25 protein-coding genes and 1 pseudogene are annotated in these 26,015 nt (G+C 68.9%); 3 read left to right on the forward strand and 23 right to left on the reverse strand.

Annotation, left to right across the window (positions count from 1 at the left end; all coding sequences use genetic code 11):
* Nucleotides 1-45: 45 nt before the first annotated feature.
* The 12 genes from gmk to GON09_RS07180 all read right to left on the reverse strand — a co-directional run bounded on the left by gmk (nucleotide 46) and on the right by GON09_RS07180 (nucleotide 12,741).
* Nucleotides 46-597: a guanylate kinase gene (gmk, locus tag GON09_RS07125; RefSeq protein ID WP_307854503.1), complete on the reverse strand. Its 552-nt coding sequence runs from the start codon at nucleotides 595-597 to the stop codon at nucleotides 46-48.
* Between the two features lie 64 nt (nucleotides 598-661).
* Entirely contained in the window at nucleotides 662-982 is a 321-nt protein-coding gene (gene mihF, locus GON09_RS07130) for an integration host factor, actinobacterial type (RefSeq protein WP_006551450.1), read from the reverse strand.
* 430 nt (nucleotides 983-1,412) lie between these two features.
* Entirely contained in the window at nucleotides 1,413-2,255 is an 843-nt protein-coding gene (pyrF, locus tag GON09_RS07135) for an orotidine-5'-phosphate decarboxylase (RefSeq protein ID WP_213931199.1), read from the reverse strand.
* Entirely contained in the window at nucleotides 2,252-5,596 is a 3,345-nt protein-coding gene (gene carB, locus GON09_RS07140; RefSeq protein ID WP_213931200.1) for a carbamoyl-phosphate synthase large subunit, read from the reverse strand. Before carB ends, pyrF begins: the two co-directional genes overlap by 4 nt.
* The gene (gene carA, locus GON09_RS07145; protein ID WP_213931201.1) at nucleotides 5,597-6,778 is read right to left on the reverse strand and encodes a glutamine-hydrolyzing carbamoyl-phosphate synthase small subunit; all 1,182 of its coding nucleotides are present in this window, start codon (nucleotides 6,776-6,778) and stop codon (nucleotides 5,597-5,599) included.
* A 117-nt stretch (nucleotides 6,779-6,895) separates the two neighbouring features.
* Nucleotides 6,896-7,387: a PH-like domain-containing protein gene (locus GON09_RS07150; protein ID WP_213931202.1), complete on the reverse strand. Its 492-nt coding sequence runs from the start codon at nucleotides 7,385-7,387 to the stop codon at nucleotides 6,896-6,898.
* A gap of 8 nt (nucleotides 7,388-7,395) precedes the next feature.
* Nucleotides 7,396-8,709, reverse strand: a complete 1,314-nt coding sequence (locus tag GON09_RS07155; protein WP_213931203.1) for a dihydroorotase — start codon at nucleotides 8,707-8,709, stop codon at nucleotides 7,396-7,398.
* A 44-nt stretch (nucleotides 8,710-8,753) separates the two neighbouring features.
* Nucleotides 8,754-9,695 (reverse strand): aspartate carbamoyltransferase catalytic subunit, encoded by a 942-nt coding sequence (locus GON09_RS07160; protein WP_213931204.1) that lies wholly within the window; start codon nucleotides 9,693-9,695, stop codon nucleotides 8,754-8,756.
* Nucleotides 9,692-10,330, reverse strand: a complete 639-nt coding sequence (gene pyrR, locus GON09_RS07165; RefSeq protein WP_244865429.1) for a bifunctional pyr operon transcriptional regulator/uracil phosphoribosyltransferase PyrR — start codon at nucleotides 10,328-10,330, stop codon at nucleotides 9,692-9,694. Before pyrR ends, GON09_RS07160 begins: the two co-directional genes overlap by 4 nt.
* A 211-nt stretch (nucleotides 10,331-10,541) precedes the next feature.
* Nucleotides 10,542-11,051: a transcription antitermination factor NusB gene (nusB, locus tag GON09_RS07170; RefSeq protein WP_213931205.1), complete on the reverse strand. Its 510-nt coding sequence runs from the start codon at nucleotides 11,049-11,051 to the stop codon at nucleotides 10,542-10,544.
* The gene (gene efp, locus GON09_RS07175; protein WP_213931206.1) at nucleotides 11,052-11,615 is read right to left on the reverse strand and encodes an elongation factor P; all 564 of its coding nucleotides are present in this window, start codon (nucleotides 11,613-11,615) and stop codon (nucleotides 11,052-11,054) included.
* A gap of 34 nt (nucleotides 11,616-11,649) precedes the next feature.
* Nucleotides 11,650-12,741 carry a M24 family metallopeptidase gene (locus GON09_RS07180; protein ID WP_213931207.1) on the reverse strand — a complete coding sequence of 364 codons (1,092 nt, stop codon included), beginning with the start codon at nucleotides 12,739-12,741 and terminating at the stop codon, nucleotides 11,650-11,652.
* A 75-nt stretch (nucleotides 12,742-12,816) separates the two neighbouring features.
* Here GON09_RS07180 and GON09_RS07185 point away from each other — a divergent pair, with 75 nt between their 5' ends.
* Both GON09_RS07185 and GON09_RS07190 read left to right on the forward strand, forming a co-directional pair.
* A complete protein-coding gene (locus tag GON09_RS07185) occupies nucleotides 12,817-13,401 on the forward strand; it encodes a B-4DMT family transporter (RefSeq protein WP_213931208.1) in 585 nt (194 codons plus the stop codon).
* Nucleotides 13,402-13,480: 79 nt separating this feature from the next.
* Nucleotides 13,481-14,092 (forward strand): TIGR03086 family metal-binding protein, encoded by a 612-nt coding sequence (locus tag GON09_RS07190; RefSeq protein ID WP_213931209.1) that lies wholly within the window; start codon nucleotides 13,481-13,483, stop codon nucleotides 14,090-14,092.
* A gap of 3 nt (nucleotides 14,093-14,095) precedes the next feature.
* On the opposite strand, the gene aroB is transcribed toward GON09_RS07190, so the two are convergent.
* From aroB to GON09_RS07210, 4 genes are read right to left on the reverse strand one after another with little or no spacing between them, the layout of a single operon-like run.
* Entirely contained in the window at nucleotides 14,096-15,205 is a 1,110-nt protein-coding gene (aroB, locus tag GON09_RS07195) for a 3-dehydroquinate synthase (RefSeq protein WP_213931210.1), read from the reverse strand.
* Entirely contained in the window at nucleotides 15,202-15,768 is a 567-nt protein-coding gene (locus tag GON09_RS07200; protein WP_213931211.1) for a shikimate kinase, read from the reverse strand. The genes aroB and GON09_RS07200 overlap by 4 nt, the downstream gene beginning before the upstream one ends.
* Nucleotides 15,769-15,772: 4 nt before the next feature.
* Nucleotides 15,773-16,960 carry a chorismate synthase gene (aroC, locus tag GON09_RS07205; RefSeq protein ID WP_213931212.1) on the reverse strand — a complete coding sequence of 396 codons (1,188 nt, stop codon included), beginning with the start codon at nucleotides 16,958-16,960 and terminating at the stop codon, nucleotides 15,773-15,775.
* Between the two features lie 48 nt (nucleotides 16,961-17,008).
* Complete coding sequence (locus tag GON09_RS07210) at nucleotides 17,009-17,593, reverse strand: prepilin peptidase (protein ID WP_213934329.1); 585 nt, start codon at nucleotides 17,591-17,593, stop codon at nucleotides 17,009-17,011.
* A gap of 194 nt (nucleotides 17,594-17,787) precedes the next feature.
* On the opposite strand from GON09_RS07210, the gene GON09_RS07215 reads away from it, so the two are divergent.
* Nucleotides 17,788-18,168: a DUF1622 domain-containing protein gene (locus GON09_RS07215; protein WP_213931213.1), complete on the forward strand. Its 381-nt coding sequence runs from the start codon at nucleotides 17,788-17,790 to the stop codon at nucleotides 18,166-18,168.
* On the opposite strand, the gene GON09_RS07220 is transcribed toward GON09_RS07215, so the two are convergent.
* The 7 genes and pseudogenes from GON09_RS07220 to alaS form a co-directional block, all read right to left on the reverse strand.
* Nucleotides 18,161-19,408, reverse strand: a complete 1,248-nt coding sequence (locus tag GON09_RS07220) for an RNA polymerase sigma factor (RefSeq protein ID WP_213934330.1) — start codon at nucleotides 19,406-19,408, stop codon at nucleotides 18,161-18,163. The genes GON09_RS07215 and GON09_RS07220 overlap by 8 nt on opposite strands.
* 14 nt (nucleotides 19,409-19,422) lie before the next feature.
* Nucleotides 19,423-19,779: a YciI family protein gene (locus tag GON09_RS07225; RefSeq protein WP_213931214.1), complete on the reverse strand. Its 357-nt coding sequence runs from the start codon at nucleotides 19,777-19,779 to the stop codon at nucleotides 19,423-19,425.
* A gap of 145 nt (nucleotides 19,780-19,924) precedes the next feature.
* Nucleotides 19,925-20,023 (reverse strand): annotated as a pseudogene (locus GON09_RS07230) (3-ketoacyl-CoA thiolase); the annotation flags it as partial.
* A 15-nt stretch (nucleotides 20,024-20,038) separates the two neighbouring features.
* Entirely contained in the window at nucleotides 20,039-20,893 is an 855-nt protein-coding gene (locus GON09_RS07235) for a shikimate dehydrogenase (RefSeq protein ID WP_213931215.1), read from the reverse strand.
* Nucleotides 20,883-22,697 (reverse strand): endolytic transglycosylase MltG, encoded by a 1,815-nt coding sequence (locus GON09_RS07240; protein WP_213931216.1) that lies wholly within the window; start codon nucleotides 22,695-22,697, stop codon nucleotides 20,883-20,885. Before GON09_RS07240 ends, GON09_RS07235 begins: the two co-directional genes overlap by 11 nt.
* Complete coding sequence (gene ruvX, locus GON09_RS07245; RefSeq protein WP_213931217.1) at nucleotides 22,694-23,212, reverse strand: Holliday junction resolvase RuvX; 519 nt, start codon at nucleotides 23,210-23,212, stop codon at nucleotides 22,694-22,696. The genes GON09_RS07240 and ruvX overlap by 4 nt, the downstream gene beginning before the upstream one ends.
* A gap of 2 nt (nucleotides 23,213-23,214) precedes the next feature.
* A complete protein-coding gene (alaS, locus tag GON09_RS07250; protein ID WP_213931218.1) occupies nucleotides 23,215-25,881 on the reverse strand; it encodes an alanine--tRNA ligase in 2,667 nt (888 codons plus the stop codon).
* Nucleotides 25,882-26,015: the final 134 nt, after the last annotated feature.

Consider the following 26,015-nt stretch of genomic DNA (forward strand, 5'->3'; position numbering starts at 1 on the left):
GAGGGCGCCGAAACCGGCAGCCGAACGCGCACGAGGCGCGGACGGTCAGTCGGTTCCGGGTCCAACCAACAAGGATACCAATTCATCGCAGGCCCGGTCGACATCGTCGTTGACGATCACGACATCGAACTCGTCCTGCGCGGCCAGTTCGCTGCGGGCGGTATCGAGCCTGCGAGCAACGACCTCGTCGGTTTCGGTGCCTCGGCCGGTGAGGCGCTCGACGAGCACCTCCCAACTGGGCGGGGCGAGAAATGCCAGTACTGCGTCCGGCATCGCGGCCCGGACGGCCCGTGCTCCCGCGAGGTCGACCTCCACGAGCACCGGATGCCCCTCGGCGAGTGCGTCGCGCACCGGTTCGGCCGGGGTGCCCGATCTCTGCAGACCGCCATGGATGTCGGCCCATTCGAGCAGTTCACCGGCGTCGATCATCCGGTCGAACTCGGCGCGGCCGACGAAGTGGTAGTCCACCCCGTCCACCTCGCCCGGTCGCGGCTCCCGGGTGGTGGCCGAGACGCTGAAGTGCAGATCCGGGATCCGGCTCCGCAGCAGGCGTACGACGGTCGACTTACCCACCGCGGAGGGCCCGGCCAGTACCACCAGCCGGCCCCTCCGCGTCGCGGGTGCGCTGTCCGTCACGGTTCGTGCGTCAGCTACCACGTGCTCAGGCGTCGAAATCGAACCTGGCGAGCAGGGCCTTGCGCTGACGGTCGCCGAGGCCGCGCAGACGGCGGGTCGGGGCGATCTCCAGCTCGGTCATGATTTCCTGCGCCTTGACCTTGCCGACCTTCGGCAGGGCCTCGAGCAGAGCCGACACCTTCATCTTGCCGAGGATCTCGTCGTTCTCGGCGTCCTTGAGCACCTGCTTGAGGTCGGTGCCGCCGCGCTTGAGGCGCTCCTTGAGCTCAGCCCGGGCACGACGGGCAGCAGCCGCCTTCTCCAGAGCAGCGGCGCGCTGCTCATCGGTCAGCTGGGGAAGGGCCACGGTTCCTCCGTCTCATCGTTGGCTTTCGAGTCTTCACCGCTGCAACCAGCGGCGATAGCGACCGTACTCACGACCACCGACGAATGCGAACCCACCCCCCGGCGATCCGCTCGAAAATCCGTGCGGTAGTGCACGCCGATTCCGCAGCGGATTCTGCGCGTTCCGACGGCCGTCCATGAACGGTCCCGACCTGCTCGAACATCGGAAAACCGCAGGTGAACGGGCATCCGGCGCATCTGAGAGTTCCGCAGCGCGCAGCGCGACTCCCGTGGCCGGCGACCTGCTGTTCGGGCACTTCGGCGGCCCGAGAAATTTTTCTTCCCATTCCGCGTGTCGCGCCGCTTCGAGCGCAGGTCAGAGTGCATACCAGCGGTATGTACGACTCGTGCCCGGACCGCGCGTGGCGATCCGGGCACGAGAGTCGAACGTCTCAGTTCGTCAGGAAGGCGAAGCCGTCCAGGGTGCGGGCCACGGCGGCCCGCAGCTCCGCTACGGACGGACCCGCCCGCAGCACGTCCCGCGAGACGTTGGGCACGACGGCCCGCAGGTGGTCGCCCGCAAGTCGGCGCACGTCGTCGGCGGTGCCACCCTGGGCGCCCACTCCGGGCATCAGGATGGGCCCGTGGAGGGCGGACAGGTCGGGAGCCTCGGTGAGGGTCGCCCCGACCACGACACCCACGGATCCGAGCTCTGCGGCCCCGCCGTCCGGGACAGCGCAGTTGCGGGCGGCGCACTCGTCCACCACGACCTGCGCGACGGTGCGTCCGTCGGCGACCCGGGCCCGCTGGACCTGCGCACCCTCGGGATTGGAGGTGGCCGCGAGCACGAACACCCCGCGGCCCGTTCCGGCGGCCAGATCCAACGCCGGGGCGAGCGAACCGAAACCCAGGTACGGAGAGACGGTCACGGCATCCGAACACAGCGGAGAGCCGTCCGACAGCCAGGTACGGGCGTAGGCGTCCATCGTGGAGCCGATGTCGCCGCGCTTGGCGTCGGCGAGCACGAGCACGCCCGCCTCCCCCAGCTCGGCGATGGACCGTTCGAGCACCGCGAGACCGGCGGAGCCGTAGGCCTCGAAGAACGCCACCTGGGGCTTGACGACCGCGACGGTGTCGGCGAAGGCCTCGACGCACAGTTCACTGAACCGGGCCAGGCCGTCGACGTCGTCGCCGAGACCCCATGCCGCGAGGAGACCCGGGTGCGGATCGATGCCCACGCACAGCGGCCCGCGGCGCCCGAGAGCGTCCGCGAGTCGCTGCCCGAAGGGCCTCACGCCTGTTCGGCGGGTACGCCGCGCAGTCGCGCGTGCATCCGCTGGATCGAGCTGACGCCGATCTCGCCGCGCAACGCCGCCTCGATGCCCTGCACCGCGGCGGAGGCACCCTGCACCGTGGTGACGCACGGGATGTTCGCAGCGACCGCAGCGCTGCGGATCTCGTAGCCGTCCACGCGCGGACCGGCGTTGCCCCACGGGGTGTTGATGACCATGTCGACGTCGCCGGCACGGATGCGATCGACGATGTCGAGAGCACCCTCGGGCTTGTCCTCGCCCGAGACCTTGAAGACCTGCTCGCACGGAACACCGTTGCGGCGCAGCACTTCTGCCGTACCGACGGTCGCCATGATATGGAAGCCAAGGTCGGCGAGGTGCTTGACCGGGAAGATCATCGACCGCTTGTCCTTGTTCGCGAGCGAGACGAAGACCGTGCCCGAGGTGGGCAGCGAACCGTAGGCGGCGGTCTGGCTCTTCGCGAAGGCGGTGCCGAAGTCGTCGTCGAGTCCCATGACCTCGCCGGTGGACTTCATCTCCGGGCTGAGCAGGGTGTCGATGCCCGTGCCGTCGGCACGCCGGAACCGGTTGAACGGCAGCACCGCTTCCTTCACCGCGACCGGCGCGTCGAGCGGGATGTCGCTGCCGTCACCCTCGGCAGGGAGGATGCCCGCGGCACGCAGATCCGCGATGGACTCGCCGAGCATCACCCGGGCGCAGGCCTTGGCGAGCTGCACCGCCGTGGCCTTGGAGACGAACGGCACCGTGCGCGAGGCGCGGGGGTTCGCCTCGAGGACGTACAGGATGTCGTCCTTGAGCGCGTACTGGACGTTGAGCAGGCCCTTGACGCCGATACCCTTCGCGAGCGCCGCCGTCGAACGGCGCACGTTCTCGATGTCGGCACGGCCGAGGGTGATCGGCGGCAGCGCGCACGCCGAGTCGCCGGAGTGGATACCGGCCTCCTCGATGTGCTCCATGATCCCGCCGATGTACACGTCGGTGCCGTCGCACAGCGCGTCGACGTCGATCTCGACCGCGTCGTCGAGGAAGCGGTCGACGAGCACCGGGCGATCGTCGGAGATCTCGGTCGCATTGGAGATGTACGTCTCGAGAGCCTTCTCGTCGTACACGATCTCCATGCCGCGACCACCGAGGACGTAGGACGGGCGCACCAGCACGGGGTAGCCGATGCCTGCGGCGATCTCGCGCGCACCCTCGAAAGTGGTGGCGGTGCCGTACTTCGCGGCCGGCAGGTCGGCCTCGTCGAGCACGCGACCGAACTCGCCGCGATCCTCCGCGAGGTCGATCGCCTCGGGCGAGGTACCGACGATCGGCACACCGGCGGCCTTCAGGCGGCGCGCCAGGCCGAGCGGGGTCTGACCGCCGAGCTGGACGATGACGCCCGCGACGGTGCCGGACTCGCACTCGGCGCGGTAGACCTCGAGGACATCCTCGAAGGTCAGTGGCTCGAAATACAGGCGATCGGCGGTGTCGTAGTCGGTGGAGACCGTCTCGGGGTTGCAGTTGACCATCACGGTCTCGTAGCCCGCCTCGGACAGCGTCAGCGCGGCGTGGACGCACGAGTAGTCGAACTCGATGCCCTGGCCGATGCGGTTCGGACCGGAGCCGAGGATGAGCACCTTGGGCTTGTCGCGCTGCTCGACGACCTCCGTCTCGGCCGCGGGGTCGAGCTCGTAGGTCGAGTAGTGGTACGGCGTCTTCGCCTCGAACTCGGCCGCGCAGGTGTCCACGGTCTTGTAGACCGGGTGGATGCCCAGCTCCCGACGCAGGGCGCGGACGTCGTCCTCGGAGGCGAACTGCCCCGGACGCAGCGCCGCGATCTGGCGGTCGGAGAAGCCGTGGTGCTTGGCGAAGCGCAACTCGGTGGCACCGAACTGCTCGGCCGTGCGGACATCCTCGCCCAGCTCGACGATGTACGCGAACTGCTCGAGGAACCACGGGTCGATCTTCGTGGCGTCGAAGAGCTGCTCGACGGTCGCACCGAGCTCGAGCGCCCGGGCGATCCGGTAGAACCGGCCGTCCGTGGGGGTACGGATCTCCTCGAGGATCTGTTCGAGCGTGCCCTCGACCTCGGGACCGGTCCAGAAACCGGCGGACTTGGTCTCGAGCGAGCGCAGCACCTTGCCGAAGGCCTCGGTGAAGTTGCGGCCGATCGACATGGCCTCACCGACCGACTTCATGGTGGTGGTGAGAGTGCCGTCGGCACCGGGGAACTTCTCGAACGCGAACCGCGGGGCCTTGACCACGACGTAGTCGAGGCTGGGTTCGAAGCAGGCCGGGGTCTCCTTGGTGATGTCGTTGACGATCTCGTCGAGCGTGTAGCCGATTGCGAGCTTGGCGGCCATCTTCGCGATCGGGTAGCCGGTGGCCTTCGATGCGAGCGCCGACGACCGCGACACGCGCGGGTTCATCTCGATGACGACGAGCCGGCCGTCGCGCGGATCCATCGCGAACTGGATGTTGCAGCCGCCGGTGTCGACACCGACCTCGCGCAGGATGGCGATCGAGAGGTCGCGCATCTGCTGGTACTCACGGTCGGTGAGCGTCATCGCGGGGGCGACGGTCACCGAGTCGCCGGTATGCACACCGACCGGGTCGACGTTCTCGATCGAGCAGACGATGACGACGTTGTCGGCGCCGTCGCGCATGAGCTCGAGCTCGTATTCCTTCCAGCCGAGGATGGATTCCTCGATGAGTACGTTCGCGGTGGGCGAGGCCGCGAGGCCACCGCCGGCGATGCGCTCGAGGTCGGCGTCGTCGTAGGCCATGCCGGAGCCGAGGCCGCCCATCGTGAAGGACGGACGCACCACGACGGGGAAGCCGAGCTCGGCGACGGTCGCACGGACCTCGTCCATCGTGTAGCAGACGGCCGAGCGGGCGGATTCGCCGCCGCACTTGGTGACGATGTCCTTGAACTTCTGCCGGTCCTCGCCGCGCTGGATGGCGTCGAAGTCGGCGCCGATCAGTTCGACGCCGTACTTGTCGAGGATGCCGCGCTCGGACAGCGCGACGGCGGTGTTGAGCGCGGTCTGGCCGCCGAGCGTCGCGAGCACCGCGTCGATGGGCGTGCCGTTGGCCTGCTCGGTCGCGATGACCTTCTCGACGTAGTCGGCGGTGATCGGTTCGATGTAGGTCGCATCGGCGAACTCGGGATCGGTCATGATCGTGGCCGGGTTCGAGTTCACGAGGGAGACCCGCAGGCCCTCCTCGCGGAGCACCCGGCACGCCTGGGTGCCCGAGTAGTCGAACTCGCAGGCCTGCCCGATGACGATCGGACCGGAGCCGATGACCAGGACGTGGGAGAGATCGGTACGGCGTGGCATTTAGTTCTTCTCTCCCTCGAGCAGGCGGGTGAAACGATCGAACAGGTCGACGGCGTCGTGGGGACCGGCCGCCGCCTCGGGGTGGTACTGCACGGAGAACGCCGAACCGTCGAGCAGTCGGACGCCCTCGACGACACCGTCGTTGGCGCAGGTGTGGGTGACCTTCGCACGGCCGAACGGGGTGTCGAACTCCTGGCCCGCCTCACCTTCGAGCGCGAAGCCGTGGTTCTGGGAGGTGATCGCGATCTGCCCGGTCTCGTGGTCGATGACCGGGATGTTCAGGCCGCGGTGGCCGAACTTCATCTTGTAGGTGTTCAAGCCGAGCGCGCGGCCGAGGATCTGGTTGCCGAAGCAGATACCGAACAACGGCAGACCCTGGCCGAGGATCTCCTTCGTCAGGTGCACCACGTCGCCGACGGCGGCGGGGTCGCCGGGACCGTTGGACAGGAACACGCCGTCGGCCTTCAGGTCGAGGATGTCGTGCAGGGTCGTGGTGGCGGGCAGCACGTGGACGCGGATCCCGCGCGCAGCCAGCAGTCGCGGGGTGTTGCTCTTGATCCCCAGGTCGAGGGCTGCGACGTCGAAGCGCGCCTCACCCTCGGGTTCGACGACGTAGCCGCTGGTGGTCGTGACCTCGCGTGCGAGGTTCGCGCCGAGCATCGGAGGCTGCGCCTTGACGCGGTCGAGGAGTGCGTCGAGGTCGAGGTCGTCGCCCTTCCAGGCGAGTGCATCGCCCGAGAAGATTCCCGCGCGCATCGAGCCGAGGGTGCGCAGGTGCCGCACGAGCGCGCGGGTGTCGATGCCCGCGATCCCGACGACCTTCTGCCGTTCGAGTTCGTCCTGCAGGGAACCGGTGGCGCGCCAACTCGAGGTGGTGCGCGACGGATCGCGCACCACGTAGCCGGCCACCCAGATCTTCGAGTCGGCCGCGTTGCCGTCGGGGCCGACCGATTCGTTGTCCTCGTCGTTCCAGCCGGTGTTGCCGATCTGCGGTGCGGTGGCAACCACGATCTGGCGGTGGTAGCTCGGATCGGTGAGGGTTTCCTGGTAGCCGGTCATCGCTGTGGTGAACACGGCCTCGCCGAGCGTCTGGCCGACCGCGCCGAAAGTGGTGCCGCGGAAGGCACGCCCGTCCTCGAGGACCAGCACCGCGGTGCCGCCGCCGAATGTTCTGCCGCTCATGCGTTGTCTCCGTTCTTATCGACCGCACCAGAGCCGGCCGCACAGGCTGAGATCTCGCGTGTCGTGATCGTCGTGTTGTTCGTCGTGATCGTCATCGTCGTTGTGATCGTCACCGTCTCAAGATTTTTCGTCGTTCCCGTTCGTCCAGAGCGGGTAGATCGACTTGTCGTCGCCGCGGAAGCCCGTGTCGATCTCGGTCCCCGAGGGCAGCTCCCAGCGGATGACCAGCACCCCGTCCTTGGACATGACTTTGCCTGCCAGCCCGCGCTCGGTGCGGATCGCCCGGATCGAGTCCTGCGGGATCCAGATCGGGGATGCACCGTCGCGTTCGAGCAGGGCACCGGATCGGTAGCGCGACAGTTCCGCGTTCGCGCGGTGTCCGAGATCGCCGACCGCGACGCGGTCCTGCCAGCTCGGGGCGAGGGTGCTGCCGACGTACAGGCCCGTGCTCGGCTCGACGAGCCGCTCCCCCAGCTCCGCGGGCACGGTCGGCAGTTCGCCGACGACGTCCTGCTGCCGTCGGACGCGTCCCTTCCATCCCTTCCACATCAGCAGGACGAGCACGACCCACAGCGCGAGGAAACCGACGGTGAGAAGAAAGCGATCCATGTCGGGTCCTACCTTTCGCCCGTGCGCGGGAACACCTCACCGTCGCGGGCGGTGATCCGCCCGCGCAACACGGTGGTGGTGACCCGGCCCGGAAGGGTCATGTCTTCGTAGGGCGTGTTGTGGGAGATGCTCGCGAGGTCGGGGCCGCGCACCGTCCACTCGGAGTCCGGATCGACGAGCACGACGTTCGCGGGCTCGCCCACGTCGAGGGGCCGGCCCTGATCGTCGAGACCCACGATCTCCGCGGGACGCTCGCTCATCACCTTCGCGACGCCGCGCCAGTCCAGCAGCCCGGGCCGGACCATCGTCTCGATCACGACGGACAACGCCGTCTCCAGTCCGAGCATTCCCGGACGTGCCTGCGAGAACTCGCAGCACTTGTCCTGCTCGGCGTGCGGGGCGTGGTCGGTGGCCACACAATCGATGGTCCCGTCGGCCAGTCCGCGTCGCAATGCCTCGACGTCGCTCCGCTCCCGCAGGGGCGGGTTGACCCGGTTGATGCCGTCGTAGCTCTCGAGACGCGAGTCGTCGAGAAGCAGGTGATGAGGCGTGACCTCGGCGCTGATCGCGATGCCCTGCGAACGTGCCCAGCGGACGAGCTCGACCGTCCCGGCCGTGGAGGCGTGGCAGATGTGCACGCGCGCCCCGGCGTCGCGGGCGAGCAGCGCGTCGCGGGCGACGATGGACTCCTCGGCGGCGCGCGGCCAGCCGGCCAGGCCGAGTCGTGCCGCGGTCGGTCCCTCGTGGGCGACGGCACCGACGGTCAGACGCGGTTCCTCGGCGTGCTGGGCGATGAGCACCCCGAGCGAGGCGGAGTACTCGAGCGCGCGACGCATGAGCAGCGGGTCGTAGACGCACTTGCCGTCGTCGGAGAACATCCGCACTCCGCCGACACCGGCGGCCATGGTGCCCATCTCGGCGAGCTGCTTGCCCTCGAGCCCGACGGTGACGGCACCCACGGGGTGGACGTCGACGAGCCCGACCTCGCGGCCGCGGCGCCACACGTGATCGGTGACGACCACCGAGTCGGCCACCGGATCGGTGTTGGCCATGGCGAAGACCGCGGTGTACCCGCCGCGCGCTGCGGCGGCCGAGCCGGAGTCGACGGTCTCGGTGTCCTCGCGGCCGGGTTCTCGCAGGTGCGTGTGCAGGTCGACGAAGCCCGGGAGCATGATCTGCCCCGTGCCGTCGACGATCTCCGCGTCGTCGACGGCATCGAGGTCGGTTCCGACGGCGAGGATCTGCTCGTCGCCGAGCAGCACGTCGACCGGGTCGCCCTCGCCGTAGAGGCGGACGTTGCGGATGAGCACCTGCGGCGTCACCTGTGTGTCTCCTGTTCTTGTATCTCCCGGGCGGGAAGTGTGGGTCACGACAGGTTCCCTTCCGTCCCCACGAGCAGGCGGAAGAGCACCGCCATCCGCACGTGGACACCGTTGCTCACCTGTTGCAGCACCGCGCTCTGCGGGGCGTCGGCGACGGGGAAACCGATCTCCATGCCCCGGAGCATCGGGCCGGGATGCAGGATCACGGCATGGTCCGGCAGCAGGGCCGCGCGCGTGGCGTTGAGCCCGTACCGGATCGAGTACTCGCGTGCGGACGGGAAGAACCCGCCGTTCATCCGTTCGGCCTGCACCCGCAGCATCATCACTGCGTCGAGGGTGGGGAGTTCCGCCTCGAGCGAATCGGCGACCGTCACCGGCCAGGTCTCCACGCCCACCGGAAGCAGGGTGCGGGGCGCGACGAGAACGACCTCGGCGCCGAGCATGCTCAGCAGCAGCGCATTCGACCGGGCCACCCGGCTGTGCAGCACGTCGCCGACGATGCCGATGCGGCGGCCCTCGATCGATCCGAGGCGCTGACGCAGGGTGAGCGCGTCGAGCAGCGCCTGCGTGGGATGTTCGTGGGTGCCGTCACCGGCGTTGACCACGGCCGGACCGGAGCCGGATTCGTTGGTCCACTGCGCGATCCGGTGTGCGGCACCGGAAGCGGAGTGGCGGACCACGAGGGCGTCGGCGCCGGCGGCGTGCAGGGTCAGCGCGGTGTCGCGCAGAGATTCGCCCTTCTTCACCGACGAACTCGACGCCGAGACGTTGATGACGTCGGCGCTCATCCACTTGCCGGCGACCTCGAAGGACACACGGGTGCGGGTGGAGTTCTCGTAGAAGACGGTCATGATGGTGCGGCCGCGCAGCGTGGGGAGCTTGCGGACCTCACGCCCGAGCAGTGCCTGCTCGAACCGCTCGGCTTCGTCGAGAAGCCCCGTCGCGGAGTCCTTCGTCAGATCCGCGATGGTGAGCAGGTGTTTCACTGAGCCTTGCCTCCGGAGATCTCGACGGCGTCGCGCCCGTCGTGTTCGGTGAGCAGTACGCGGACGTCCTCGGTGCGTGCGGTAGGCACGTTCTTCCCGACGTAATCGGCCCGCAACGGAAGTTCGCGATGGCCGCGGTCGACGAGCACCGCGAGCTGGACGGCGCGGGGGCGTCCGAGATCGCGCAGGGCATCGAGCGCGGCGCGGACGGAGCGTCCCGAGAACAGGACGTCGTCGACGAGCACGACGAGGGTGTTGTCGACCCCACCCTCGGGGACCGAGGTGCGCTCGAGCGGTCGATGCGGCTTCGTGCGGAGGTCGTCGCGATAGAGCGTGATGTCGAGCGAACCCACCGGGACCCGGACACCGGCGAATTCCTCGATACGCTCGGCGAGTCGCTGGGCGAGGGTGATCCCGCGGGTGGGGATTCCGAGGAGCACGACACGCGGCGCGTCGTCGGGAGTGTCGAGCGCGGTCTTCTCGATGATCTGGTGTGCGATCCGGGCGATCGTCCGATGGACGTCGGCGGCGGAGAGCAGCTCGCGGGCCGGCACGGCGGTACCGGACGACGCAGCAGAAGTGGAGGAAGATTCGGTGGGGGTAGAAGCTGTGGACCCGTCCTCGGACACGGCCATGCAGCGACCTCCTTCTCCGCCTCACTGGACGGATCGTTAAAGGATGCCTGACGGTTGTCGAGCCTATCAGCGTCGACGTCCGACTCGGCACGGATGGCGGGTGAAGCGCAACACAGAACTCCCGGACACCGGAATGGGCCCGGCGGGAACATTCCCGCCGGGCCCACTCACGGTGCCTCGTGTCGCCGCTCGCCCCGAAAGGGTGACGAACTCAGGGCTCGTCCGACTCCCGGTCCTGCGTCACCTGCGCCGGCCGGACGAGGGTGGCAGCGGCAGCTGCGCGCACCTGGTCGGCGACGGCGACGATCTGCCCGAGCACTCCGTTGACGAAGGCGGGCGAGTCGTCGGTGGACAGCTGCTTGGCCAGCTCGACCGCCTCGTCGACCGCCACCACGGGCGGCACGTCGGTCGCGTGGAAGAGCTCCCAGACCGCGATGCGCAGGATCGCGCGGTCGACGGCGGGAAGCCGGTCCAGGGTCCATTCGTGCAAGTGGTCGGCGATCACCCGATCGGTCTCGTCGAGGTTCTCGGCGACACCGCGGATGATGGTCTGCGCGTATGCCGGCACCGGTGCGACCTGGTCGTCGTCGATCGCGAGTTCGACGCGATCGGCGGCGAGGTCGACGGGGTGCACGTCGCGGGCCTCGGCCTCGAAGAGCAGATCCACGGCGCGCTTGCGGGCCTTGTGGCGGGCCCCGAGCTTCTTCTGGTTACCGGACACTCAGGAATTCACTCGCCCGAGGTAGTTGCCGTCGCGGGAATCGACCTTGAGCTTGTCGCCGGTGTTGATGAACAGCGGGACCTGGATCTCGGCGCCGGTTTCGAGGGTGGCGGGCTTGGTGCCGCCGGTGGAGCGGTCGCCCTGCAGGCCGGGATCGGTGTGCTGGACGACGAGCTCGACCGTGACCGGGAGCTCCACGAACAGCGGGACGTCCTCGTGCGTCGCGACCTGGACGGGCATGTTCTCGAGCAGGAAGTCGGCGCTGTTACCGAGCAGCTCGGGCGAGATGGTGATCTGGTCGTAGGTCTCGCCGTCCATGAAGACGTAGTCGGTACCGTCGTTGTAGAGGTAGGTCATATCGCGGCGATCGACGGTGGCGGTCTCGACCTTGACACCGGCATTCCAGGTCTTGTCGACAGTCTTTCCCGACGTCACATTCTTGAGCTTCGTACGCACGAAGGCAGGGCCCTTGCCCGGCTTGACGTGCTGGAACTCGATGATCTGCCAGAGCTGTCCGTCGATTTTCAGAACGAGGCCGTTCTTGAAGTCACTGGTATCAGCCACTTGGTTCGTGTCTCCTAGGGTCGAGGAACCGCCCTCAAACGACGGTCAATGTCTTGTCGGTGAGCGTGAGCAACTCCGGAGTATGCTCCCGCACCACGAGCGTGTCTTCGATCCGCACGCCTCCGCGCCCCGAGAAGTACACACCCGGCTCGACGGTCACCGCCGCACCGGCGACAAGTGTACCGGTCGCCGCCGCACCGATTCCGGGCGCTTCGTGGATCTCGAGCCCGACTCCGTGGCCGAGGCCGTGCAGAAACAGCTCGCCGTAACCGGCCTCGGCGATCACCGTGCGCGCGGCGGCGTCCACCGCGGAACAGTCGGCACCGGGGGCGAGCGCCTCGCGTCCGGCTTGCTGCGCCCGTAGGACCAGCTCGTACAGGTCGCGCTGCCAGTCCGTCACCCGGCCGAGCACGTAGGTTCGCGTCATGTCGGAGTGATACCCCCCGATCTGGGCGCCGAAGTCGAGTTTGACGAAGTCGCCCTCCGCGAGAACCGCGGAAGTGGGCCGGTGGTGGGGCACGGCGGAGTTGGCACCCGCAGCGACGATCGTCTCGAAGGAGATGCCGTCCGCCCCGTGACCGAACATCCGCCACTCGAGGTCGCGGGCGACCTCCTTCTCGGTACGTCCGGGACGCAGACCGCCCGCCGCGATCAGATCCGCCAAGGCGCGGTCGGCCACGCCGCACGCCTCGCGCAGCAACCCGATCTCGTGTTCGTCCTTGACGGCGCGTAGCTGCTCGATCAACCCCGGGGTGGGCACGAACCGGACGGAGACGTCGAGGCCGCCCCACCGCGCCCGCTCGTCGACCGTGACGATATGACTTTCGAAACCCCAACGTGCAGAAGTGGTTCCGAATTCGAGGATGAGCTGAGTGGCCGATGATCGGGCGATCACGGCCCGCAGATCGGGGACCTGCTCCCCCACCTGTGTCACATAACGGCCGTCGGTGCAGATCACCGTGCGCTCCTCGTCGTCGTCGGCGGAGACGACGAGCGCCGCGTTGGAACCCGTGAAGCCCGTGAGATAGCGGATGTTCAGCAGATCCGTCACCAGCAGCGCATCGAATTCACGTTCGGCGAGCAGCGCACGCAGCGCGCGGCGGCGGGAAGCGTGGTCGGCAGGCATGTCGCTCAACCTACCGCCATCACGGTTGTGGGACGGGACACACTGTCGACTTCGCCACCCGTTACGCTGAGGTACATGAAACCCTGGTTGCTTCGCGGACTCGGGCTCGCCCTCGTCCACGTTGTCGTGCGCGTCCTGCTCGGTGCCGCTCTCATCCAGTGGCCGTTGCAGGGATCGGTACTGCGCTGGCTGGGCTTCACCGTCGTGGTGATCGCAGCGTTCGTCTGGGCCGGCCTCGACGGCATTCGCGACCACCGCGCGCATCCCGATCCCGACGAGGGCGCCGACCTGACGATGCGCTGGCTCGCCGTCGGCGCGGTCACCGGCATCGTCGGTGGAGTCCTCACCTGGCTCGTCGATACGGTCACCCCGGTACCGGTGGGTGTGACGTCCCTGTTCTTCGAGATCACCTCCGGGGCCGCGTTCACCGTGCTGCTGGTGTTCCTGCCGGCGATGGCCGCGGTCACCGTGGGCCGGTTCTTCGCGCGCCGGAGCGAGCGCAAGGCCGCGCGTGACGACGACTGGTCGGTCCACCGGGAGCATCACGCGCCCGCAGGTGTAGGCGCGGCGGCACCCGCGGGTTCGGCGCAGGCCGACCCTGCCTGGCGCAACGACGACTCCCCCACCGAGGTGTTCCCGAGGGTCGATCCGAAGCAGTAGGCCTCTCGGCAGGCGGGCGGGTGCTCAGTTTTTCGGGTGGTGACAGTCAGTACGGACAGCCGACCTCGAGGAGCTTCCCATGACCGACACCACCGAGATGCTCGACCTGATTCCCGCCACCCGCCGCATGGAGCGCATCCTCGCGGGCATCGACGACGCGCAGCTGCCGGGACCGACACCGTGTTCCGGCACCTCCGTCGGCGTGCTCGTCGACCACGTGCTCGGACTGTCGCTCGCGTTCACGGCGGCAGCGCGCAAGGACCACGGCCCGTACACCGACACCCCACCGCAGCTCACGAGCGAACTGCCGCCGGACTGGCGTCGCCTCGCGCCCGATCGGCTCGCCGACCTCGGCCGGGCGTGGAAGGAGCCCACGGCCTGGGAGGGCATGACCCGAGCGGGCGGACTCGACCTTCCGGCGCCGGTCGCCGGACTCGTCGCTCTCGACGAACTCGTCGTCCACGGCTGGGATCTCGCCGTCGCCACGGGACAGCCGTACATCTGCGAGCCCGACGAGATCGCAGCGTGCACCGCCTTCGCGGAGAGCATCGCCGAGGAGGAACGCGTCGGCGACGGGGGCGGTCTGTTCGGTCCTGCCGTCCGGGTGGGTGACGACGCGTCGCCACTGGACCGCCTGATCGGACTCACCGGACGCGACCCGTCGTGGAGTCCGCCCGAGTCGACGAGCTGACTGCTAGAGCAGCACGGTTCCCGCGTCGGCCTTGCCCTGTCGCGCGACCTCGGAGTAGGCCGCCGCGAGCAGGGTGGGATCGGGTCCTTCGAGCCTGCCGGGCTTCGCGAGTCCGTCGAGGACGACGAATCGCAACATGCCGGCACGGTTCTTCTTGTCGGTCTGCATACCCTCGAGCAGATCGCCGAAGGCATCGGGATCGTAGGTCGTGGGCAGGCCGACGGATTCGAGGATCGCGCGGTGCCGGTCGGCGGTGGCGTCGTCGAGGCGCCCGGCAAGCCGGCCGAGTTCGGCTGCGAACACCAGGCCCACCGACACGGCGGCGCCGTGACGCCAGCGGTACCGCTCGCGACGCTCGATGGCGTGGCCGAGTGTGTGGCCGTAGTTGAGGATCTCGCGCAGGCTCGACTCCTTGAGGTCGGCCGCGACCACCTTCGCCTTGACCTCGACCGAACGCCGGATCAGCTCGGGCAGCACCGTACCGGCGGGATCGAGCGCGGCCTCGGGGTTCTCCTCGATCAGGTCGAGGATGACCGGATCGGCGATGAACCCGGTCTTGATGACCTCGGCCAGACCGGCCACGATCTCGTTGCGCGGAACCGTCTCGAGGGTGGCGAGATCGACGAACACCGCGGACGGTTCGTGGAACGATCCGACGAGGTTCTTCCCCGCCTCGGTGTTGATGCCGGTCTTGCCGCCCACGGCGGCGTCGACCATCGCCAGCAGGGTGGTGGGGATGTGGTAGACGCGAACACCGCGCATCCACGTCGCGGCGACGAATCCGGCCAGGTCGGTGGCGGCGCCGCCACCGAGGCTGACGACGGCGTCCGAGCGGGTCAGCCCGATGCGGCCGAGAACCTCCCAGCAGAAGCCGGCGACGGCGAGTTCCTTGCCGTCCTCGGCGTCGGGAATCTCGATGCGGTGCGCGTCGATTCCGGTCTCGGCCAGCGCCTCCCGCACGGCCTCCGCCGTTGCGGTGAGCGTCGGCTGGTGGAAGATCGCGACGGTCCGCGTGCCGGACAGTTCTTCGACGACGTCGCCGAGCAGTCCCCGGCCGATGATCACCGGATAGGGCTGGGCGGTCTCGACGTCGATGCGTACCGGTTCGGTCACGGTGTGGGGCTCCGATCCTCGCTGATGGTCTGGCTGGTAGCGGTGTCCGCGGCTTCGAGTTTGGCAAGCACCTGCTGGACGACCCGCCCTGGGCTGCGGCCGTCGGTGCGTACCCGGATGGTCGACGCCTGCCGGTACAACGGACGACGACGACGCATGAGGTCGCGGTACTTCTGGGCCGGGTCGCCGCCGGCCAGCAACGGCCGGGTTCCGGCGGCTCCGACCGCGCCGGTGCGACGCAATCCTTCCGACACGCTGATCTCGAGATAGACGACGGTGTGTCCGGCGAGTCGCGCACGGGTGCGTTCCGACAGGATCGCTCCACCGCCGAGGGACACCACCCCGTCATGGCTGTCGATGGCCCGGGCGACCACCTCTTCCTCGATCTCCCGGAAGGCGGGTTCGCCGTCTTGCGAGAAGATCTCGGGGATCGTCCGGCCGGTCACACGCTCGATCTCGGCGTCGGTGTCGAGCAACGGCAGGTCGAGTGCGTTCGCGACCCGACGGCCGATCGTCGACTTGCCCGCTCCCGGCGGGCCGATGAGTACCAGGCGAGGCGACATGAGATCACCGCGGCGGCCGCGCCGCAATGCCCTTCAGGTAGTGGTCGATGTTGCTCACGGTCTCGGCGAGCGAGTCGCCGCCGAACTTCTCGAGAGCGGCCTGCGCGACGACGAGCGCGACCATCGCCTCGGCGACGACACCCGCCGCGGGCACCGCGCACACGTCGGAGCGCTGGTGGATCGCGACGGCCTCGTCGCCGGTGGTCATGTCGATCGTCGACAGGGCACGCGGCACCGTGGAGATCGGCTTCATCGCCGCGCGCACGCGCAGGGCCTCGCCGTTGGTCATGCCGCCTTCGAGGCCACCGGCGCGGTTGCTCGAGCGGAGCACGCCGTCGGGGCCGGGCTTCATCTCGTCGTGGGCGGCACTGCCGCGTCGGCGTGCTGTCTCGAAGCCGTCGCCGACCTCGACACCCTTGATGGCCTGGATCCCCATGAGGGCGGCGGCCAGCCGCGCGTCGAGACGATCGGCGCCACTGACGAACGAGCCGAGGCCCACGGGCAGCCCGTGCACCACAACCTCGACGATCCCGCCGAGGGTGTCGCCGTCGCGCTTGGCGGCCTCGATCTCCGCGATCATGGACTCCTCGGCGGCCTTGTCGTAGGCGCGCACGGGGCTCGCGTCGATCGCAGCGAGATCGTCGGCGCCGGGTTCGGGGCCGGTGTAGGGCTCGGATGCACCGATGGAGATGACGTGCGAGACGACTTCCGCTCCGAACGCCTGGCGCAGGAAGTTCCGGGCGACGGTGCCGGCCGCCACGCGTGCTGCGGTCTCCCGGGCACTGGCGCGCTCCAGGACGGGACGGGCGTCGTCGAAGCCGTACTTGAGCATGCCCGCGAAGTCGGCGTGGCCGGGCCGCGGACGGGTCAGCGGCGCGTTGCGCGCCTGTCCCGCGAGCAGTTCGGGATCGACCGGGTCGGAGGCCATGATGGTCTCCCACTTGGGCCATTCGGTGTTGCCGATCTCGATCGCGATCGGGCCGCCCAGGGTGTGTCCGTGCCGGACGCCGCCGAGGATGGTGAGCTTGTCGGCCTCGAACTTCATGCGTGCGCCGCGGCCGTAGCCCAGTCGCCGTCGCGCGAGTTGCTCCGAGATGTCGTTCGACGTCACCTCGACTCCGGCGACCATTCCCTCGAGCATCGCGACGAGGGCGGGACCATGGGATTCTCCAGCAGTTATCCAACGCAGCACGGGTCCATCCTTCCATGTTCGTCCGCCACCTCGACATGCCGCCCCTGGTCAACCCATCGGGATCGACGCCAGTACTGCGGCAGCGCACATCGACGGTCCGTGCGGAAGCACCTGCGGCGTGGCCTCCCCTCCCCCGCGGACGATCGCCCGGAGCCGCAGAAACAAGGCCGCACCTGCGGTGAGGACGGGTGGGAGCAGGGCGACGAGGATGACCGCCCCAGGCCCGGCGAGTCCGGTGACGGCACCGAGTCCGAGGGCGAGTTTGACGTCTCCCGCGCCGAGCGACCGGGGCACGACCAGGTGAGTGATCAGCAATGGCGCCGCGAGCAGAAGGGCGCCGGCGAACGCCGCCCGGCCGTGTCCGGTCGCCGCGGCCACGCCGAGGATCGCTCCTGCTCCCCCGAGGGTCAGCACGTTCGGCAGTCGCCGCACGAGCACGTCCACCGTGCTCAAGCACACACACCACCATCCGAACACCGCGGCTCCGATCGTCGTGGCACCAGCAGTCGCCGAGACCGCGACGAGGGCGACTCCCGCGCAGGCCAGCTCGCACAGGGCCGGTGGCGGTCGACGCCGGGCGAGCCGCCCTGCCGAGATCCGCACGATCACTCCCGCGCCCGACCCGAGGACCATCACGAGCGCACCTGTCGCCTCCCCTGTCACGCTTCGGAGCGTCCCTCACGCGCCCACCCTGCAGTGGGTTCGCGCAGTGTCCGGCCCTGCGCCTGTGGATACGACAGGACCCTGTGGACAAAGCCGCACGGGACGGCGATCGTCCTGCGAGGATTGCCGGAGTCTGTCGGATCCGGTCGGAAGGTTCTGGTCGAATGGAGATTTCGTCGCTGCTCGAACACGTGGGCACGGTCATCGACGTCGTCGGAGTCGGCGTCATGGTGATTGGCGCGCTGGCAGCGACGTGGCTCGCGGCGACAGCGCGGCGGCGCACCCCGGGGGCGGAGATCTACGAACCGTACCGGCGCAATCTCGGGCGATCGATCCTGCTCGGCCTCGAATTCCTGGTCGCCGCCGACATCATCAAGACCGTCGCCGTCACGCCGACGTTCACGTCGGTGGGGGTGCTGGCGGTCATCGTGCTCATCCGCACCTTCCTGAGCTGGTCGCTGCAACTGGAGATCGACGGCCGGTGGCCATGGCAGCGTTCGGTGCCCGACGGCGAGAGCGCGACCGGTACGACGCCTGTCAGCTGAGTTCCTCCCGGAGCTCGTCGCGCCGCCGCAGCAGATGTGCGCGTTCGATGGTGTTCTCCGTCCGCTCGGCAGCGGTGTCGTACGCGGCGCTCGCCTCGCTGGTCCTTCCGAGGCGTCTCAGCAGATCGGCCCTCGCCGCATGGAAGACGTGATAGCGGTCGAGGTCGAGACGGTCGACGATGTCGAGAGCCGCGGCGGGACCGTCCACTTCGGCGAGTGCCACGGCCCGGTGCAACGCGACGACCGGGGTGGGTATCGAGGCCGACAACAGGTCGTAGAGCGCGACGATCTGCGCCCAGTCGGTGTCGGCGATCGTGGCCGCGTCGGCGTGCACGGCAGCGATGGCGGCCTGGATCTGATAGGGCCCCGGCCTGTTCCAGCGCAGGGTGCGTCGCACGAGCGCCTGCCCCTGCTCGATCAGCGTTCGATCCCACAGCGATCGGTCCTGGTCGGCAAGCAGCACGAGCCCGCCACCCGGTCCCGTCCGCGCCGCGCGCCGGGACTCACCGAGGAGCATGAGGGCGAGCAACCCCGTGGTCTCGGGATCGTCCGGTACCAGCCCGGCCAGCAATCGGCCCAGCCTGACGGCCTCCGCACACAAGTCCGCGTCGGCGAGTTCGGACCCGCCGCTCGTGGTGTGGCCTTCCGTGTACACGAGATAGAGCACGGATCGGACGGCGTCGAGGCGTTCGGGCAGGTCGTTCGGGGACGGAACGCGGAACGGGATGCGCGCGTCGCGAATCTTCCGCTTGGCACGTGATATCCGTTGCCCCATAGTAGATTCCGGAACAATGAAGGCGCGGGCGATCTGCGTCGTGGTCAATCCGCAGAGCAGGCGCAGTGTCAGGGCGACACGCGACTCCGGTGCGAGCGCCGGATGGCAGCAGGTGAAGATCAGCCGGAGACGGTCGTCGGGAATCTCGGGAGAGACCACGGCCTCGGGGTCGAGCACGGCGCCGGACGCCGGGTGGAGCAGGTCCGCCTCGGCATACTTGACCGAACGTGCCGCCTCCCGTCGTGCCCTGTCGATCGCCCGGCGACGGGCGGTGGTGATGATCCATCCGGCCGGACTCGGTGGGATCCCCTCCGCCGGCCACCGCTCGACGGCGCTCGAGAAGGCATCCTGCACCGCGTCTTCGGCGACATCGATGTCACCGAAGACACGAGTGAGGACGGCGACCGCCCGACCGTACTCGTCGCGGAAGACGCGCTCGATGTCGGCCGTGGACGGATCCGTCATCGTGGTACGCACACTCATCCGGCGCAGGAACCGAAAGCCAACGGCCGCACCTCGATGGGAAGCGTGGTGGCCTCGGCGAGACCGCGTGCCCACTTCAATGCCTCGTCGAGGTCGGGCACGTCGAGGATGTCGAAGCCCCCGAGGTGCTCCTTCCCCTCGATGTACGGGCCGTCGGTCGTCACCGCACGACCCTCGTCCGTGCGAACGACCGTGGCGGTGTCCGGTGGGTGCAATCCGCCGGAGAACACCCAGATGCCCGCCTCCCGGATCTCGTTCTGCCAGGCCTGTACCTTCTTCATGATCGGTTCGAGGAACTCCGGTGACGGCGGCTCACCGTCCGGTTGGTAGATACTCAGCAGGTACTGCGCCATGTCGGCGTCCTTCCCTCGACGGCCGGCGGATCCGGCCTCTCACCTTCTATACGAACGGTAAAGCGCGGATTCGACACCCGGCACGGAAAATCAACTGCCCACCCGCGCAGGGACGCGGGTGGGCAGCGGAAGGTGTCGGGTGCGGCTACTGCGCGTCGACGAGTTCCAGGATGGTGGCGTCGGCCTGTCCACCGCACTCACACATGGTCTGCAGGCCGTACCGGAGATTGGTACGGCGCATGTGGGGCCGCGCGGGTCCTCACGCCGGATGCGGCGAATTCAGGTCCAGCCCGACGGCACGGGCCATCGCCGCGCGCGGGGCGGGCAGTCCGGTGAACTGTTCGACCTGCCCGAAGGCCTGGTTCAAGAGCATGTGCAGACCGCTGACGACGCGACCCCCACGCGCCTCGGCTGCTGTCGCCAAGGGTGTGGGCCAGGGATCGTAGATCGCATCGAGGATGCAGGGCGCGTGCGCGAGGGTCTCCGCGTACGGTGCTGCCGCGGGCGCGGGCACGGTGCTCACGAGCGCACCGGCCTCGGCACAGACCCGCGCGAGTTCCGGCGCGTCGAACGACAGCCACCGGGTCTCGACGTCACCCCCGAGGCAGTCGAACGTCGCTCGGGCTTTCTCCTCGGAACGCGCGACCACGGTCACCGAGCGCACACCGAGGTCGGTGAGACCGACCAGCGCCGGTCGCGCGGTGCCACCCGATCCGACGACGACCGCCGACGCATCGGACAGATCGCCGACCCCGGCCGACCGCAATGCCCCCGACACGCCGTCGACATCGGTGCAGTCGGCCCGCCACCCGTTCTCGATACGGACGAGGGTGTTCGCCGAACCGATCGTCACGGCCCGGTCGGTGCGTTCGGTCGCGAAACCGAGTGCCGCGAACTTGCCCGGCATGGTCACCGACAGGCCGACCCACTCGTCGCCGAGTCCGGAGACGAGCGCCGGCAACTGTTCGCCGGTGCACTCGATGCGCTCGTAGGTCCACTCGGTCAACCCGAGTGCCCGGTACGCCGCGAGGTGCAACAGGGGCGACTTCGAATGTGCGATGGGTTTGCCGAGGACCGCCGCCCTCCGGACACCCCGGGTCGGATCAGCGGCCACTGTCGAGTATTCCGCTCGCGAGTGCCAGTTCGGTGTTCTGCAGGTGCTCTTCGTAGGAGTTCGCGAACAGGGTGGTGCCCTTGTCGTCGATCGTCACGAAGTAGATCCATTCCCCCGGTTCCGGATTTTCCATCGCCTGCAGCGCGCCGATACTCGGTGAGGAGATGGGCGTCGCCGGCAGACCGACCTTCGCGTAGGTGTTCCAGGGGGTCACCCGGCCGCGGTCGGCGTCGGTGGTCGCGAGTTCGGTCTCGTCGAGTTCGTAGTTGACCGTCGAGTCGAACTGGAGCATCTGATCGATCTCGAGCCTGTTGAGGATCACGCGGGCGACCTTCGCGAAATCCTGTGGCAGTGCCTCGCGTTCGACGAGCGACGCGGAGATGAGCATCTCGTAGGGGGTCAGGCCCACCCGCGCGGCCGCGTCGGTGATGCCGGTGGAGTCGTAGCTCGCAGCACTCTCCGAGACCAGACGGGCAAGGATCTCGACGGGTTCGGCAGTGGGATCGAAATCCCAGCTGCCCGCGGCGATGAGACCCTCGAGCTGGCGTCGGCGGTCGGGCACGTTCGCCACCGCGTCGCGCGCCCACTCGGGAACTCCGAGCGCCTGCAGATCCGGGGTGGATCCGGCCGCGTCGAGTTCCTCGTAGGTGACGCAGTTCTCGGCGGCGGCGTCGCCGTGGCAGCTCGCCTCGGCGATGAGTGTGTAGATGCCCTTGCGGACGGCGCCCGTGTTGACGTCGCGGATGTCGTGCAGCTGACGTCCTTCGGAGATGACGAGCGCCCCGACCCGGCTGGCCGGGTCGACGAGTGCCGCCACGGCGTCGACGGCGGGAATGTTGGTGGGCACCTGGTAGAAGCCGGGGTGCAGGGAGTTCATCCCCGAGTTCTGCACGGCCGCTTCGTAGAAGGCGGCGGAACTCGCCACGACGCCCTTGTCGACGAATTCGCTGCCGATCTCCCCGGCGGTGTCGCCCGGGTTGACCTGGACGACGACGGCGGGTCCGGCAGGTCCGGTGAAGTCCGGAGGGAGGTCGGGACCGAGAAGGCGATCGTAGGCGAGGTAACCGCCGCCCACGACGACGAGCAAGAGGATCGCCGCCGCGAGCGCCCCCACGACCCGTCCACGCCTCTTGCGCTTGCGCGCGTTCGGGTCGCGGCGCCCGGCGTGATCCGAACCGCCGACCGCGGCAGGGACCGCGCGCTGTTCGGCGGTGTCGTCCTCCGCCACGTCCGCATCGTCGGCGTAATCGTCATAGTCGTCATAGTCGTCGTGCCGGTCGGCATCCCGGTACTCGTCGCGTGCGGCGTAGGAGTATCCGCCCGGATACTCGTCGTCGAGGTGTCCGCCGTCGCCGTAACCCTGCTCGCCGTAACCCTGGTCCGCGTAGCCCCCCTCGGCGTATCCCTGTTCGGGACGACCGGCCGTGTCATGGGAGTCGTAGCCGGGAGCTCCCGCCGGCGGGCCGGCGAATGCACCCGGCGGGGGACCGTCGAATGCACCGGGACCGAAGTTCAGGACCGTGGTCTCGTGATCGTCCGGAGCGGGACCACCCGCGTGCGGCGCCGCACCGGGATAACCCTCACGGTACGGATCGCTGCCGTAGGGATCTCTGCCGTACGCGCCGCTCGCAGAGGGGTCGGGTGTGTACGGGTCGTCGTACCGGTAACCCGGGTCGGACCGCTGCGGATCAGCGGGCCCGGCGCGATCGACCGGAGGTTGCGTGTACCCACCGGCGTACGGATCTGCGAACAGATCATCCCGCGCGTTCTCCGAATGGTCGTCGTGTCGTCCGTGCCGGCTCACCGACTGCCCCCCGCGTCACGCCCCGACTCGTTCACTACCGAACTCCGCTCGTCCAACCAACCTTGCAAGATGGCCACGGCGGCAGCCTGATCGATGACCGGCCGCGCGCCTCGCGCGCTCACTCCGCTCTCGCGGAGGGCGCGCGCCGCAGTGACCGTCGTGAAACGTTCGTCGGCCAGGCGCACGGGAACGTCGGGTAGGGCACGGCGAAGCCGACGCGCGAAGTCGCTCGCCAGTTTCGCAGCCTTGCCGGGCTCACCGCGCAGTGTCTGCGGCAGCCCGACGATAACCTCCACTGCCTCGTATTCCCTAACGATCTGGACAATGCGCCGGATATCGGGCGCTTCCGGGCCGCGATCCTTGGCACGCGGCACAGTCTCGACCGGAGTGGCGAGGATGCCGTCGGGGTCGCTCGATGCCACCCCGATCCGAACGCTGCCGACGTCGACAGCGATGCGGCGACCACGGCCGGGATCGTCCGCGCCGGGGCGATCGGGGCGCGGCAGTTCGGCCACGCTCAGCCGGCCAGCTCGCTCAGGCGGACACGGAAGGCATCGAGTGCGGCGGGGATGCCCGCCGGATCCGACCCTGCGCCCTGGGCCATGTCGGGCTTGCCGCCACCGCGACCTCCGATCGCGGGCCCGAAGCTCGCGACGAGTTCGCCGGCCTTGACGCCCTTCTCCTGGGCGGCCTTCGTGGTAGCGACGACGAACGGCACCTTGCCGCCGGCATTGCCGAGCAGCAACACGACGGCGGGCTCGGCGCCGAGGCGGCCGCGGACGTCCGCCGCGAGCGTGCGCAGATCGTTGCCGGCGACACCTTCCGGGGCGGCCTCGGCCACGACGAGTACGTCGCCGACGCGCTGCGCCTTGCCCGCATACGTTCCGGCTGCGGCGGCGACGTTCGCGGCGCGGGTCTTCTCGAGTTCCTTCTCCGCGGCCTTGAGCCGGTCGAGCAGGGCCTCGACGCGTCCGGGCACCTCCTCGGAAGGGACCTTGAGGGTCGAGGACAGACCCGCGAGAAGCGCGCGTTCCTTCGCCAAGTGTCGGTAGGAGTCGAGACCGACGTATGCCTCCACTCGGCGGATGCCGGAGCCGACGGACTGCTCACCGAGGAGGGTCACGGTGCCGACGTGCGAGGAGTGCTGCACATGCGTGCCACCGCACAGCTCCATCGAGAACGGACCGCCGATCTCGACGACGCGGACCTCGTCGCCGTAGTTCTCGCCGAACAGGGCCATCGCGCCCATCTTCTTGGCTTTGTCGAGGTCGGTGACGAACGTGTTGACCGGGTAGTTCGCCGCAACGGCCTCGTTGGTGACACCTTCGATGTCCTGCTTCTGCTGCTCGGACAGCGCGCCGGGCCACGAGAAGTCGAACCGCAGGTAGCCGGGCTTGTTGAGCGAACCCGCCTGCACGGCGTTGGGGCCGAGCACCTCGCGCAGCGCGGCGTGGACGAGGTGGGTGCCGGAGTGCCCCTGGGTGGCGCCCTTGCGCCACTCGGGATCGACCTGCACGAGGACGGCGTCGCCTTCGACGACCTGACCCTCGAGCACGGTGACCTTGTGTGTCCACAGCTGCTTGGCGATCTTCTGGACGTCGTCGACCTTGATCTTCAGACCCGGGCCGGTGATGCTGCCGATGTCGGCGATCTGGCCGCCGGACTCCGCGTAGAGGGGGCTGCGGTCGAGGATCAGCTCGACCTGCTGTCCCGCGCTCGCGGCGTGCAACCGCTCGCCGCCGGTGATGACGGCGAGCACGTGCGCCTCGCTCACCAGTTCGCTGAAGCCGGTGAACTCGGTGGGACCGCGGTCGAGGAGTTCCTTGTAGACCGTCAGGTCGGCGTGGGCGTGCTTGCGGGCGCGGGCATCGTCCTTGGCGCGCTGCCGCTGCTCGGCCATGAGCGAGCGGAAGCCCTCCTCGTCGACGGTGAGGCCGGCCTCGGACGCCATCTCGAGGGTGAGGTCGATCGGGAAACCGTAGGTGTCGTGGAGGGTGAACGCCTCGGTGCCGCCGAGCACGTTCTTGCCCTGCGACTTCACGGTCTCGACGGCGCCTTCGAAGAGCTTGCTGCCGGTGCCCAGGGTCTTGAGGAAGGCGGTCTCCTCCCCCACCGCGACGGTCTCGACGCGGGAGAAGTCGGTGGCGAGTTCGGGATAGGACGGGGCCATGGTGTCGCGCACGACCGCCATGAACTCGCGCATCGTGGGCTTGTCGGCGCCGAGCAGGCGCGCCGAGCGCACGATGCGGCGGAGCAGGCGGCGCAGCACGTAGCCGCGGCCGTCGTTGCCGGGATTGACGCCGTCGACGATGAGCATCGCGGCGGTGCGGGCGTGGTCGGCGATGACGCGGAAGCGCACGTCGTCGTCGTGCGTCGCACCGTAGACGGCGCCGGTGAGTTCGGTGGCCTTCTCGATCACCGGGCGCAGCAGGTCGGTTTCGTAGACGTTCTCGACGCCCTGCAGCAGGAAGGCGACGCGCTCGACACCCATGCCGGTGTCGATGTTCTTCTTCGGCAGCGGGCCGAGGATCGGGTAGTCGTCCTTGGCGCCGCCCTCGCCGCGCTCGTTCTGCATGAACACGAGATTCCAGATCTCGATGTAGCGGTCCTCGTCGGCCTCGGGACCACCTTCGACGCCGTAGTCGGGTCCGCGGTCGTAGAAGATCTCGGAGCACGGACCGCACGGGCCGGGGATGCCCATCGACCAGTAGTTGTCCTTCATGCCGCGACGCTGGATGCGCTCCTCGGGCACGCCGACCTTGTCGCGCCAAATCGCGTACGCCTCGTCGTCGTCGAGATAGACCGTCGCCCAGAGCTTCTCGGGGTCGATACCATAACCGCCCTCGTCGACGGAGCCGGTGAGCAGCGTCCACGCGAAGGTGATCGCCTCCTCCTTGAAGTAGTCGCCGAAGGAGAAGTTTCCGGCCATCTGGAAGAAGGTGTTGTGGCGGGTGGTCTTGCCGACCTCCTCGATGTCGAGGGTGCGCACGCACTTCTGCACCGAGGTGGCGCGCGTGTACGGCGGGGTCTGCTGACCGAGGAAGTAGGGCACGAACGGGACCATGCCGGCATTGACGAACAGCAGGTTGGGATCGGCGAGGATCAGCGACGCGCTGGGCACCTCGGTGTGTCCCGCCTTCACGAAGTGATCGAGAAAGCGCCTGCGGATCTCGTGGGTCTGCACGTCGATGGTCCTTTTGTGGTCTGGCGATGGTGTGAACTGCCCGGGACGGGCGGTCGATCCTGTCGATCGGCCGTTCTTCAGCTTATCGCGCCGCGCGAAGTGCTTTCTGTACGGCGGCGCCGTGACTGCCTCCG

This window comes from Rhodococcus sp. B50 (assembly GCF_013602415.1).
Taxonomy (GTDB): Bacteria; Actinomycetota; Actinomycetes; order Mycobacteriales; family Mycobacteriaceae; genus Rhodococcus.

Bases quoted from the DNA above. Each gene is read 5' to 3' on its own strand.
- GON09_RS07185 (WP_213931208.1), top strand. From the start codon at position 12,817: ATGAAACCCTGGTTGCTTCGCGGACTCGGGCTCGCCCTCGTCCACGTT.
- carB (WP_213931200.1), bottom strand. From the start codon at position 5,596: ATGCCACGCCGTACCGATCTCTCCCACGTCCTGGTCATCGGCTCCGGT.
- GON09_RS07200 (WP_213931211.1), bottom strand. From the start codon at position 15,768: ATGTCGCCTCGCCTGGTACTCATCGGCCCGCCGGGAGCGGGCAAGTCG.
- GON09_RS07225 (WP_213931214.1), bottom strand. From the start codon at position 19,779: ATGGCGCAGTACCTGCTGAGTATCTACCAACCGGACGGTGAGCCGCCG.
- carA (WP_213931201.1), bottom strand. From the start codon at position 6,778: ATGAGCGGCAGAACATTCGGCGGCGGCACCGCGGTGCTGGTCCTCGAG.
- GON09_RS07210 (WP_213934329.1), bottom strand. From the start codon at position 17,593: ATGGTCCTCGGGTCGGGCGCGGGAGTGATCGTGCGGATCTCGGCAGGG.
- GON09_RS07150 (WP_213931202.1), bottom strand. From the start codon at position 7,387: ATGGATCGCTTTCTTCTCACCGTCGGTTTCCTCGCGCTGTGGGTCGTG.
- GON09_RS07215 (WP_213931213.1), top strand. From the start codon at position 17,788: ATGGAGATTTCGTCGCTGCTCGAACACGTGGGCACGGTCATCGACGTC.
- GON09_RS07220 (WP_213934330.1), bottom strand. From the start codon at position 19,408: ATGACGGATCCGTCCACGGCCGACATCGAGCGCGTCTTCCGCGACGAG.
- GON09_RS07180 (WP_213931207.1), bottom strand. From the start codon at position 12,741: ATGCCTGCCGACCACGCTTCCCGCCGCCGCGCGCTGCGTGCGCTGCTC.
- GON09_RS07190 (WP_213931209.1), top strand. From the start codon at position 13,481: ATGACCGACACCACCGAGATGCTCGACCTGATTCCCGCCACCCGCCGC.
- pyrR (WP_244865429.1), bottom strand. From the start codon at position 10,330: ATGGCCGTGTCCGAGGACGGGTCCACAGCTTCTACCCCCACCGAATCT.